The organism is Nonomuraea sp. NPDC049750, assembly GCF_040659625.1.
Taxonomy (GTDB): Bacteria; Actinomycetota; Actinomycetes; order Streptosporangiales; family Streptosporangiaceae; genus Nonomuraea.
This window is the reverse complement of record NZ_JBFANB010000039.1, coordinates 37711-49616: the sequence shown is the minus strand read 5'-3', so window position 1 is coordinate 49616 and position 11906 is coordinate 37711. Positions and strand designations below refer to the sequence as shown.

Annotated in this window: 13 protein-coding genes and 1 pseudogene; 7 read left to right on the top strand and 7 right to left on the bottom strand. The window is 67.8% G+C overall.

All coding sequences use genetic code 11. The annotated features are described in order from the left end of the window. Positions 1-17: 17 nt before the first annotated feature. Positions 18-443, top strand: coding sequence for a hypothetical protein (locus tag AB0J16_RS52060; protein ID WP_358554349.1), 426 nt, complete (start codon positions 18-20; stop codon positions 441-443). A gap of 239 nt (positions 444-682) precedes the next feature. Next, entirely contained in the window at positions 683-3094 is a 2412-nt protein-coding gene (locus AB0J16_RS52055; RefSeq protein ID WP_358554346.1) for a UvrD-helicase domain-containing protein, read from the top strand. Between the two features lie 34 nt (positions 3095-3128). On the opposite strand, the gene AB0J16_RS52050 is transcribed toward AB0J16_RS52055, so the two are convergent. The 4 genes from AB0J16_RS52050 to AB0J16_RS52035 form a co-directional block, all read right to left on the bottom strand. Then, positions 3129-3845 carry a Tn3 family transposase gene (locus AB0J16_RS52050; RefSeq protein ID WP_358554343.1) on the bottom strand — a complete coding sequence of 239 codons (717 nt, stop codon included), beginning with the start codon at positions 3843-3845 and terminating at the stop codon, positions 3129-3131. Next, positions 3797-4135: a Tn3 family transposase gene (locus AB0J16_RS52045; RefSeq protein WP_358554340.1), complete on the bottom strand. Its 339-nt coding sequence runs from the start codon at positions 4133-4135 to the stop codon at positions 3797-3799. The genes AB0J16_RS52050 and AB0J16_RS52045 overlap by 49 nt, the downstream gene beginning before the upstream one ends. 76 nt (positions 4136-4211) lie before the next feature. Then, positions 4212-4583, bottom strand: a complete 372-nt coding sequence (locus AB0J16_RS52040) for a hypothetical protein (RefSeq protein WP_358554337.1) — start codon at positions 4581-4583, stop codon at positions 4212-4214. Next, a complete protein-coding gene (locus AB0J16_RS52035) occupies positions 4580-5206 on the bottom strand; it encodes a DUF4158 domain-containing protein (RefSeq protein WP_358554334.1) in 627 nt (208 codons plus the stop codon). Before AB0J16_RS52035 ends, AB0J16_RS52040 begins: the two co-directional genes overlap by 4 nt. A 410-nt stretch (positions 5207-5616) precedes the next feature. On the opposite strand from AB0J16_RS52035, the gene AB0J16_RS52030 reads away from it, so the two are divergent. From AB0J16_RS52030 to AB0J16_RS52020, 3 genes are all read left to right on the top strand, one after another. Next, entirely contained in the window at positions 5617-5961 is a 345-nt protein-coding gene (locus tag AB0J16_RS52030; protein ID WP_358554331.1) for an Hsp20/alpha crystallin family protein, read from the top strand. A gap of 428 nt (positions 5962-6389) precedes the next feature. After that, positions 6390-8897 (top strand): cation-transporting P-type ATPase, encoded by a 2508-nt coding sequence (locus AB0J16_RS52025; protein WP_358554328.1) that lies wholly within the window; start codon positions 6390-6392, stop codon positions 8895-8897. 128 nt (positions 8898-9025) lie between these two features. Then, complete coding sequence (locus AB0J16_RS52020; RefSeq protein WP_358554543.1) at positions 9026-9523, top strand: universal stress protein; 498 nt, start codon at positions 9026-9028, stop codon at positions 9521-9523. Positions 9524-9593: 70 nt separating this feature from the next. Here AB0J16_RS52020 and AB0J16_RS52015 read toward each other — a convergent pair whose 3' ends face one another. Then, positions 9594-9740 carry a hypothetical protein gene (locus AB0J16_RS52015; RefSeq protein ID WP_358554325.1) on the bottom strand — a complete coding sequence of 49 codons (147 nt, stop codon included), beginning with the start codon at positions 9738-9740 and terminating at the stop codon, positions 9594-9596. Between the two features lie 388 nt (positions 9741-10128). Further along, on the bottom strand, positions 10129-10407 hold the full coding sequence (locus tag AB0J16_RS52010; protein WP_358554322.1) for a hypothetical protein: 279 nt from the start codon (positions 10405-10407) through the stop codon (positions 10129-10131). Positions 10408-11070: 663 nt separating this feature from the next. Between AB0J16_RS52010 and AB0J16_RS52005 the strand changes: the two genes are divergently transcribed. Continuing rightward, positions 11071-11205, top strand: a complete 135-nt coding sequence (locus tag AB0J16_RS52005; RefSeq protein ID WP_358554319.1) for a hypothetical protein — start codon at positions 11071-11073, stop codon at positions 11203-11205. Between the two features lie 47 nt (positions 11206-11252). On the opposite strand, the gene AB0J16_RS52000 is transcribed toward AB0J16_RS52005, so the two are convergent. Beyond that, positions 11253-11621: a hypothetical protein gene (locus AB0J16_RS52000; protein ID WP_358554316.1), complete on the bottom strand. Its 369-nt coding sequence runs from the start codon at positions 11619-11621 to the stop codon at positions 11253-11255. Positions 11622-11657: 36 nt separating this feature from the next. On the opposite strand from AB0J16_RS52000, the pseudogene AB0J16_RS51995 reads away from it, so the two are divergent. After that, a pseudogene (locus AB0J16_RS51995) lies at positions 11658-11891 on the top strand (Mu transposase C-terminal domain-containing protein); the annotation flags it as partial. Positions 11892-11906 lie beyond the last annotated feature (15 nt).

Sequence of the window (11906 nt, the reverse complement as noted above, 5' to 3'; positions counted from 1 at the left end):
TGACTGTGTACGAAGATGTGGCCGCGATCCAGCATCCGATGCCCGCGCCGGGCACGGTGGAGCCGGAAGAGATGTACAGCGACGCCTGCTGGAAAGTCGACGAAGAGCGGAAGGAGAGTGCTCTCTATCTGGAGATGCTCTCCGACAACGAAGCCGTCGACCCGCTGTTGGCGGCGATCGAATCGGCCCGGGCCTCGAAGGAACGCGCCGAGGAGGAGATCCGCCAATTGGTGGCCTACGGCCGGGAATTCATCCGGCCCAGGCCCTACACCCTCAATGACCTGGCGGCCGCCGCAGGCATGTCGGTCTCCGGCGTACGCACCTGCTACGACCACACCCAGGTCGCCGCCGTCGCCGAAGCGCTTGGGCGTGCCTCGCGCGAGTGGCGGGCCACTGATTCCGGCACCCCCGCCAACCACCCCGACTCCCTGAGCGCATCATGACGATCAGGGTGAACACCCCGCTCCCGTGAACCGGCGAGGCGACCAGCCTGTGTCCGGCGTCCCAGATTCTGTCGGACCTCTCGGTCAAGATGAGCGGCGAGCTATAGCCGCCACGTGATCGAACCGCTACAGAAGGTTCATGCACGGCAGGCAGCGCAAGCCTAGGGCCGCGCCACGGCCCGCCTTTCGGACACGCCGCCGGGAACGCGGCCCTGATCTCGCGCCCCAGGAAGGACGCTATGGCCGGCAAGCCGACCGAAGAGCAGCAGGCCGCACGGGATGTATTCGCCGCAGGCAGGGATCTGGCTCTGGTGGCGGGGGCGGGAACGGGTAAGACCTCCACACTGATCTTGATGGGAGCCGCTACCCGGAAACGGGGCCTGTACGTGGCGTTCAACTCCTCCATCGTTCACGAGGCCCGCAGCAAATTCGGTTCGAACGTGGAGTGCCGAACTTCGCACTCGCTTGCCTTCGTCGCTCACGGGCACCGCTACCAGGAGCGGCTGGACGCCTCCGCGCATATGCCGGGCAAGCAGGTGGCGCGGCTGCTGGAGATCCCCAAAGATCTGGACATCAATGGCAGCCGCATCACACGCGCCCACCAGGCGCGCCTGGTCATGAATATGGTCAGACGCTTCTGCTTCACCACCGACCGAGAGTTGGCGTCCCGGCATATGGAGCGCCTCAACGGCCTGGACCAGTTGGGGCAGGCGTATGTGGCCGGCCTGTTGCTGCCGTATGCGGTCAAAGCCTGGGAAGACATCTGCTTCCCACGCGGCCGCCTGCGGTTCGTGCCCGACCACTACCTGAAGATGTGGGCGCTGACCAAACCCGTGCTGGCGGCGGACTTCATCTTGCTGGATGAGGCCCAAGACACCAACCCCGTGCTGGAAGAGGTGTTCTTGGCCCAAGACGCCCAGCGGGTGTGTGTGGGCGACCCAGCCCAGCAGATCTACGCCTGGCGCGATGCGCGGGACGTGATGACCAGCTTCCCCGCCGAACACCTGCACCTGACCCAGTCCTTCCGGTTCGGCCCGCAGATCGCCGCGGTCGCCAACCGGTGGCTCCACCACGCCGACTCACCGATGCGACTCAGTGGATGCGGTCCGGCGACTTCACGCGTCCAGCCGGTGGAGAACGCCGACGCGGTGCTGTGCCGGGGCAACGCCGAGGCGATGAAGGAAGTCCTCAACTTCCTCGAACGCGGCGTCGCCGTCTCCCTGACCGGCGGCGGCAAGAACCTGCGCCGCATCGCCACCGCAGCCCAGGAACTGCAGGCCGGCCGCCGTACCAGCCACCCAGAACTGTTCTTGTTCACCACGTGGGGCGAAGTCCAGGACTACGTCGAACACGACGCCTCCGGCCAAGATCTGAAGACGACCGTGGACCTGGTCGACACCTACGGCCCAGACAAGATCATCCAGGCCATCGACCATCTCACCGCCGAGAACCAGGCCAAGGTCAGCGTCTCCACCACCCACAAGGCCAAGGGCAGGGAATGGGCCAGCGTCCGCATCGGAGAGGGCTTCCTGTCCCCGCCAACCGACGCGGACGGGATCCCGCGGCCGCTGACCGCCGCCGAGGCCCGCCTGATCTACGTCGCCGTCACCCGCGCCCGATATCTCCTGGACGTGGAGGGCATCAACTGGATCGACGCCTACGAGAAAGCAACGGCTGACAACAGCGGGACGGGTTTGGTGGCCGGGCGGCCGATGATCGATCTGAGCCTGACCGGCCAACTTAAGTACCCCACCTCACCGGTATCGCAGTTCATGGCCCAGCACCTGCCCCGCAGCTACCGGGTGGTCAAGAACTACTTGCAGCGCATCGCGGACCTCCCCCACCCCCTGCAGCCCATCGACACGCGCTACCCGAGCTGGGCAGCGCTAGGACACGCCATTGACTTCCGGCTGCGCTTGGCGCTGGGCAGCCCGCTCGGCGGCACCGTCGCCACCGGCGTCGAGGCACTCGCCAGTGACCCCCACCTGGTCGGCGCACCCTCGCCCGACATCCGGGCGGCCCTGCACGCGGCAGGAAAACACCTCCTGGCCGCGGTGAGTGTCCATCTCGGAACAGGGCCCCACCTGCACGAAGAGGCCCTTGTCCGGCTGTGCTTCGTGGCCGCCTTCTACGAAGCCGTCGGCCGCACAGGTGAGATCAACCGCTTCAGCCTGCTCTCCGGCGCCACCCCGTCCACCACCCTGCGCGACCTCACCGCAGCCGTCCCCGCCTACGCCATCACCGACATCAACCGTCAGATGCGATTGGCCGCGAGCACCTTCGCCCCCCTCCGCTCTCTGCCGAAGCACGCCAAGACCTGCGGGCCCGTCTTCGCCGGCAGCGCGGACATCGGTGGCGCCGACGCCGACTTCGTCCTCGACGGGCTGCTGCTGGACTGCAAAGCGACCATCTACCCCCACAAACTGGGCGCTGCAGAGGTCTACCAGTTGGCCGGGTACCTCCTGCTGGACTACGACGACCGCTTCCACATCGACCGCGTAGGCCTGTACCTCTCGCGCCAAGGCGGCCTCATCACCTGGGAAGTCCAGGAGTTTCTCCACCATCTGGGCGCGACTCAGCCGCTCGCCTACCTGCGCACCCAGATGAACAAGCGCCTACGCCAGGCGCGTACCAGCGCTATTGTCATCTAGCGGTCGTCCCCCGTCGAGGGCAGCGCAGCGCCCGTCAAGGCATCAGCCCCAGCTCGCGCAGCTGCGCGGGCCGTAGCGGCCGCCAGCCGCTGGTGTCGAGCTTGGCCAGCTCCGCCTCAACGTCCACGTTGATGACGCCGAAGAAGTTGATGTTGTCGCTGTGCCCAGGTGAGATGTGCGACAGGATCTCGTCGCTGACTCCCCGCCCTTGGGAGCGCAGCTCCAGCACCGCTCGTGAATAATATTCGGTCGTCCAGGCGATCACGGAGTTGGTCAGCAGGGTCAGGCACCACGCTTGCTCGGTCTGCTGCTCCAGATGCGGGCGGGTGACGGTGCCCTGCTGGGCGTAGTGCAGGTCGCGGCGCAGCGCGTGCAGGCTCTCGCCCTTGTTCAGTTGCCGCGAGATCTTCCTTCTGAAGGCTGGGTCCGACAGGTATTTGGCGAGGTGGACGGTCCTTCGCAGCATGCCCCATTCCTTCAAGGCGGCGGCCAGGGTGTTCTGCCGAGAGGCGGCCGACCACTTGCCGACGATCAGTGAGGCGGTGGCCTGGCCGTACTTCAGCGACCCGGCCATACGCAGCAGGTCCGGCCAGCAGTCGGTGACCAGGTCCTCGTTCCAGCGCGCGCCCAGCAGCGGCCCGGCGTGCGGATAGCGCTTGGCGATCTCGGTCGGGGTGGCGTCACGGACCAGAGTAACCCGGGTCAGATCTCGCATCCGCGGGGTGAGCGCCTTGCCGACCAGGTCGAACAAGGCAAGTTGATCAACGTGGCGCCGTGCGTATCTGTTGCGTGCTCGGCGATCGGAAGGTCGGTCGCGTTGCCCAGAAAGTCGTCCAGGACATAGTGCGCCTCCCGCGCCGTCGGCACGATGATCTTCGTCCCGTATGTCGACCACTGATCGGAGACGTGGGTGTAGGTCGACAGCACCTGGCCGCCGTGAATGACCATGGTCCGGCCGCTCAGAGTTTTACCGCGAACGGGGAACCGCTGGCCATCGGATGAGCTCATGGTGCCGCCGCCGAACACCTTGGCCAGCTCCAAGCCGTAACGCGCAGCATCCCGCCCACCTCATCATCGGGGATCGCCGGGTCGGCCAGCACGGGAAGGATCATGTCCATCAGCAGCTGGCGGGCCTCGCCTTTTTGGCCCGCTCGACCAGCGCCTCGTCCGTCTTGGACTTCGCCCGCGACTCCCGCGCGCTGACGGCCTGGTCGAACAGGGCCACCACCTCATCCAGCTGGTCGACCGCGGCCTGGGCGACGAACGCCAGCAGGATCGGGAACTTGCGCTCATTGCGCCGCTCCAGCCCCTGGTTGGTCGAGCGGCGTGCGACCTGCGCCAGGACCCGGCGGCGCTCGTTCGGCAGCACCGACACATCCATCTGGTGGGCGTCGATCGCGCGCAACCAGGTCAGCTTGTCGATCGTGGTCTTCACCGATGTCGCCGAGGCGTCCCGGGCCGGGCTGACCAGCCACTCCAGCCGGGTCATCCCAGCCCCGCATCCACCAGTAGCATCCGCTCCGGGTCGGCCCGGACCTCAGCGGTCAGCAGGTGCCCCACCAGCTGAGAGGTCAGATCGGAGGCGCCCTTGCGGGCCGTGCCGACCATCTTGGCCAGGATGAGTACGCCGGGCCGGATCACCTTGGCCGCCATCAGATACTCGCGCGCCAGGTTGAACAGCAGCGTCGGCGAGTCGTGCTCCATCGCCCGGTCCAGCAGGAACTGCTCGAGCTCCTTCATCGCCTGGCTACCTGCCAGAGCTGTCTGCCACGCCAGATACTTGGCGATCAGGCCCAGATGGTCCGAGCGGGTCTGATCGCGCTTGCCGTACAGCCGCAGCGCCACCGGCGTCACCCCCAGCCGCTCGGCCACCCGTGCCACCGCCGCGGGTGGCGCCGCGGCCACGTCGTCGGGCACGAACGCGAGCCAAGGCAACGTGCACAGCTGGACCAGCATGCCCAGCCGGTCGACCGGGCCCCGCCCCTTGCCCGGATCGACGAAAGCCACGTCAGCCGACGTCGGCGTGAAATACCGGATCAACTCATCTGCGCTGATCTCCGGGAACGAGCGCAGCTGCTCCAGCTGCTCCTCGGAGAACATCTTCTCTGACAACGCACCACTCCACGTGCCGTACCGGACGAAATCGGAACGAACGTAGCGGCAGTGATCACCAACCCGTCAAATGCGGACGTTGTCGCAGGTCAGAGGCTACTTCGTTGGAAATTTCTTCATTACTACCGGGACCCCGACAGCGGCGAACGTCCCCGGCTGGCAGGACCAAAGACACTGGCCGCACAGATCCGGTGAGCGGACGCCCGGGGGAAAGCAGGGCTCGCCGCAGTTGCAAAACAGGGCCGGTCGCCCCTGGCGGGAAGGGATTTCGGTCTCTGGGGCGAGGCGCTAACGGGTGTGTCCTGAAGGTGTGGGAATCGGAACCGCACAAGGAGGCTGTGATGAACCTGCCAGAGCGTAGGGACGTCAGATTCCCGTTCCCGGAGCTGTTCGAGTGAATGGAGAGCCCGATGTTCGGGTTCCGGCCGTTCGGACAGATCGTCCGGGTCGAGGACTACATCGCCGACGGCCAGTACGTGCTACGCGCTGAGCTGTCCGGGATCGACCCCGACAAGGACGTGGAGGTCACCTTGGGTGACGATGTGCTCCACATCCGGGCAGAGAGGACCCGCAGGGTCTCCGAGGCGCACCGATCGGAATTCTCCTACGGGTCGCTGTCGCGATCGGTGACGTTGCCCGCCGCGGCCAAGACGGACGACGTCAAGGCCACCTACGCCGGCGGCGTCCTGGAGGTCAGCGTCGGGCCGGCCGAAGGTAAGAAGGCGGAAGGTCGCCGGATCGCCGTCGAGCACTGACGGCAGGCCAGGCGCGGGCGGATGAAGCATAGGCTCCCGCCCGCGCCCTACCGCCAAGAGGAGATCGACGATGAAGAGGTCGACGATGAAGAGGTCGACAATGAAGAGGTCGATCGTGGCCGGCGTCAACGGACCGGGCTGACGAGGCCGCCCTGCAGCGGGCACGGGCATGCGACGCGCGGCTGCGTCTGGTATGCCGCGTGCGATCTCCGGTGCGGGCGCCGCACTTCGGTGGGGGTGTGGGCCGGTCCCGCAGGAAGTCCCGGACGGGCCGACCATGGGTCAGTGTGGGTGGCGCGGCATCGGCCGGGGCTCGAGAACAGCCCGTTTCCGGGTACGGCCGGGCGACACAGGCAGTGCCGGACGGCCCGTGGGTTGGTGTCGAAAGTCCCTGCCCAACGCAGGGGGTCGCGTCAAGAGTGGTGGACATGACCATCCTGTCGCAATCCCGATGCGGGCTCAGCGCCGTCGAAGTGGCGGAGCGGCTGGCCGCCGATGGCCCGAACGCGCTGCCCGCGGCTCGCCGCGTCTCTCCTGTGGTGTTGCTGCTGCGTGAGATGGTGCATTTCTTTGCTCTGCTGTTGTGGGGGGCGGCCGCGCTGGCCGTGTTGGCCGGGATGCCGCAGCTGGCCGTGGCGATTGCGGTGGTCGTGGTGCTCAATGGGGGTTTCGCCTTCGCCCAGGAGTATCGCGCTGATCGGGCCACGCAGCGGTTGCGGGAGCTGATCCCGGCCAACGTGGTGGTCAGGCGGGATGGCAGGCGCGTGCTGATCGGCGCGGCTGAGCTGGTGGTCGGGGACGTCGTACTGCTGGAGGCGGGGGATCGGATCTCGGCCGACCTGGAGTTGGCCGAGGTTCATGCGCTGGCCGTCAACGAGTCCATGCTGACCGGGGAGAGTCGTCCAGCCCGGCCGCGGGCGGGTGGCCCGGTCTACGCGGGCACGTTCGTGGTCGAGGGGGAGGCCGAGGCCGTCGTGGTGGCCACCGGGGCGCGCACCCGGCTGGCCGCGATCGCCAAGCTGACCAGGGAGGCGATCAGGCCGCCCAGCCCGCTGGCCGTCCAGCTCGGCAAGGTCGTCAAGGTCGTCGCCGGGGTCGCGGTGGCCGTCGGCACGGCGTTCTTCGGGCTGGCGGTGCTGCTCGGGATGGAGCCGGGACAGGGCTTCCTGTTCGCCATCGGTGTCACGGTCGCGCTGGTGCCCGAAGGGCTGCTGCCCACCGTCACGCTGTCGCTGGCTCGCGCCGCCCAGCGGATGGCCACCCGCAACGCCCTGGTGCGCCACTTGGAAGCGGTCGAGACGCTCGGCTCGGCCACGTTCATCTGCACCGACAAGACCGGCACGCTGACCCGTAACGAGATGAGCGTGGCCGAGGTGTGGGCGCCGTCGAGCTCGCCCGCCGAGGTCATGCGTTCGGCGGTGCTGAGCTCCACCGGCCGCCTCAGCGGCGGCAAGCCTGTGGGGGACCCGATGGAGGTGGCTCTGCACGTCGAAGCGCTGCGTCTCGGCGCTGACGTGGAAGGACGGGTCACCCGGCGCTTTCCGTTCGATCCGGCACGGCGTCGCGCCTCCGTCCTGGTGGATGGCGGATTGCACCTGAAGGGCGCACCGGATGCCGTGCTGCCGTTGTGCCGGGCCGCACCCGGGGCCGATGATGCGCTGGCCCGGATGAGCGACCGCGGCCTGCGGGTGCTCGCCGTCGCGCGCGGTGACACGGCTGAGGAGTCAGAGCTGGAACTTCTCGGCCTGGTCGGGTTGCACGACCCGCCGCGCGAGGATGTGGCCGAGGCGATCTGGAAATGCCGCCTCGCCGGGATCAAGCTGGCCATGCTCACCGGTGACCATCCGCGCACCGCCCGCGCCATCGCCGCCGAGGTCGGGCTGCTCGGCCCGGACGAGCTGGTGATCACCGGCGCCGAGTTGCCCGCCGACGACGCCGCACTGGGCGAGTTGCTCGACCACGACGGGGTGGTGATCGCCCGCGTGACGCCAGAGGACAAGCTGCGCATCGCTCGGGCCTTGCGTGGGCGTGGGCACGTGGTGGCGATGACCGGTGACGGCGTCAACGACGCGCCGGCGCTGCGCGAGGCCGACATCGGTATCGCGATGGGAAAGTCGGGCACCGACGTCGCCCGCGAGGCCGCCGACCTGGTGCTGCTGGATGACCACTTCGCCACCATCGTCGCCGCGGTCGAGCTGGGCCGGGCAACCTACGCCAACGTGCGCCGCTTCCTTACTTACCACCTGACCGACAACGTCGCCGAACTCACCCCGTTCGCCGTCTGGGCGCTGTCCGGCGGCACCATCCCCCTCGCCCTGACCGTGCTGCAGGTTCTCGCCCTCGACATCGGCACCGACCTGCTGCCCGCCCTTGCCCTGGGCGCCGAACCGGCCAACCCGCGCACCATGCACGGCCCGGCCCGCGCCGGAAACCTCATCGACCGCCGCCTGCTCATCCGCGTCTTCGGCGTGCTCGGGCCCGCTCAGGCCATGGCCGAAATGGGCGCGTTCATCGGAGTCCTGTTGCTCGGCGGCTGGCACCTCGGCACCGCCCCGAGTCTCAGCCTGCTCGCCGGGGCTTCGGGTACGGCCTTCGCCGCCGTCGTGCTCGGCCAACTCGCCAACGCCTTCGCCTGCCGCAGCGAATCCCGCTGGATCGGGCGCATTCGCTGGCGCACCAACCCCCTGCTGCTCGGCGCGATCGCCGTCGAAGCCGTGCTGCTGCTGGCCTTCCTCGGCCTGCCGCCCGTCTCGAACCTGCTCGGCGGCGCCTTCCCACCCGCCGCGGGATGGGCACTGGCCGCGATGGCGATTCCCGTCATGATCCTGACCGACGCCGCGCACAAGGCATGGCAGGCAAAGCACGCGCGTGAAGACGCGGCTCCCCATCGGATGCCACCGCATCAGACGAGACCGAACTCAGAAAACTCCCGCTGACCGTCGCCCACCCCTGGCAGCGGCCATACGGCGAAGCCGACGAAGCGGCCAACAACCACCTGCGCAAGGCAGCCGACCACGTACTGTGACACGGCGCCGACTGCGCCCGCGCGACCAGCGTCGTCGGCATCGAAACCGACCTGCACGAGGGCCCGGCGGCACAGCGGTTCGTCGAACCGTCCAGCGGCGCCGCCCTCGTCGTGGTCGGCTCGCGAGGGCCGCACGGGTTGCCCAGGGCCCTCGTGGGCTCGGTGGCCCGATACGTTGCCGTACACGCCGAATGCCCGGTGATCGTCGTACGCGGACCAGGGCCGCTGCCCGCCCCCGCGCATCCAAGGCCGATCGTGGTCGCCGACAAGGAACCGACCGCCTCAGTCCTGGAGCTCGCCGTCAACGAGGCGGACATGCGCCGACTCGCCCTGGTCACCACCGCCGAACCTCAGACCGGGCAGGAGAGCCATCCGAACGTCCCCTCCCGAGTTCAGAAAGCGCACGAGAGGCCGACGCTCATCGTGGCCGGCCGCAAGAGGACCGACCATTTCGGAATGATCACCTCGCTCCTCCAGCACGCTCCGTGCCCGGTCGCCGTGGTGGGGATCTCTATGGGCGAAGGTCATCGGGAATGAGGGGTCGAGCGATCATCGAGAGTGAGCCGGTTACTACCTGGTTGACCAGCTGATCGCACGCCGTCGCGATCTACGGCTGGAGACAAACGACGAGGTTGGTGCCGAGATTGCGCGTGTTGCCCTTGACCATTCCCTGCGCTATCACGATCACGAACTGGCTCAGCCCCAGCTCGTCGATGCGGGCACGCAAGGCGGCCTGTCCGGAAGTGTCGGGCATCAGCAGAGCGTGCGCTAGTGAACGGAGCACTCGACGCCACACAGGACATCGCAGACGGGACACCCCATCGTGGTCGACGGTTCGGCGGGCATCATCGAGCTGTGAGCCCGCGTACGAGGCATGGCGGGGACGGCATGGTCAGCAACATGACGGTCGGCTCGACGGCAAGGGCGCGATGGTGGCCAGCATGTACATCGATCATGTACATCGATCTGGCCTGCGAACACAGCCGGCAGATCACCCCTGGCACAGTCCGGTTTGTGCCCGGACCACTGCTACAGGTGGCGCTGAACGACGGCGGCGCAATCACGACCGAGGCCCGGCAGCACCTGATCGCCACCGGATCGGCCCCGTGGACGCCTTCGCTTCAGGGCCGCGGCCAGAGCGGCTACCTGACCCCTTCGTCGGCCGAGTGGTCGCGCCGGCCGCGCAGGGTGTCCAGCCGGGAGTGGTACTCGTCGGTGTCGATCTCGCCGCGCGCGTACCGCTGCGCCAGCAGTTCCTCCGCCGTCGGCGGCGGCGAAGCGGGCCCCGCGCCGGTGGCTCGGCCCACGTGACGGGCGGCCAGCACAATCGCCGTGATCACCAGCCCCCAGAAGACCACCGTGCTCAGACCCATGAGCGCGTATCCCCAGCCGCCCATGCCGTTGTAGCCCCACCACATCATCGCCATCACCTCGGATGCTTTCGGTTTCCTCCATCCTGTGCTGGGACCGATCCTGGAGACAGGGACCTTCGTCCCTATCTCCAGAGGAATTGGGAGGAGACGCCGAGGTCAGCGGCGAGACCAGGCACAGGAGGATGATGGGGGAGGCGTTCTCATGGGCGCGCGCCGGGTAGCGCCAGCCGATCCTGCCGCCCGCCTTCTCATCGGCGGTCCGGACGAACGCGCACCGCCTACTGCCCCCGAGAGTGCTGCTCGCACCCATGCCGCCACACCGATGATCAGCTGAGCGCATGCTCCTGCACCGGGGCCGGGGGGGTAGAAGCGATGTTTCGCAGGTGCCTTGGGGCTGGGAGCGCGCCGCCGCCCACCTGGACGACCTGGTGCCGCGCGCGCTTTACGGTGAGCATCTGGCCGACGGCGCTCTGGCCGTGCTGCGCGAACAGGTCTGGCGGACACGGGTCGCGGCAGCCCGCGGCGGTTCCGGCGGTGATACTGGTCTAAAAAATCTACTTTGTAAAGGCGTCCGGGCGGGACAAAAACCCAAACACATAATCGAATAAATACCCTCATTTAGACCCACTGGGCTTGCGGAGGGTTACGGGTAGAGCTGGTCGGCGACCTCGCGGACGCCCGATCGCCTACCGTCAGGTCGCGCCCGAACTGGTGATCGCGCTCCTGGTCGACGTCGACCAGGAGCGCGGCCGGTGGCGGCACCCGATGCGGTACCGGCGGCTGCGACTCGACCTGTCCCCGGACGCCGTACTGCGCGGCACTCACCTAGATGCCGGGCCGGCATAACCGCGCCCGGTCCAACGGTGCCGAGGTGTGAGTGCCGGGGACGGTCGTCAGGGCTGAAGTGCGTAGGTCACTGTGGCTATGACCGGGAAATCATCCACATCCATGTTCGACGACCCTATGGTGATCTCACAGTGGGCGGTTGTTTTGGTGCATCCCGTCGCCGTTGCGAAGATCAGGATATCGGGGTAGTCACCATCCGTTCTCGATATCGGTCTGTAGCTCTTCATTACGTACTCTGACACCCGCATCGACTCCCACGTCTGACCGAGCTCATCCAGCGCGCAGGCAACTGCGACCTGACCGGCGATGTCGGCGGCTGCCGTGATCGCCGCGGTGGACAGCGTCTCGCGTTGCAGGGCCAGGATGTCGGACCAGGGAAACTTGATAAGCAGCGCGCTACTGTAGAAACCCTCCACCCTTAGGTCCAGTAGCTGGGTCCACAGGGGGACGTGGCGCAGGGCGTCGCCGAGGGAGGCCGCCCCGCGACGGTGTCGAGCGAGACGGCGTTCCTGGTCGACTTCCTGCCAGTGGAGCGGCGGACGCTGACCCGCACGGGCTTCACGCTCGATCACGTCCAGTACTACTGCGATGCACTCAAGCCGTGGATCGCCCGCCGCGGACAGCTGGAGAAGATCGTGCTGCGGCGAGACCCTCGCGACATCTCCCGGATCTGGGCGCTCGATCCGCTCGCTGGAACGCAG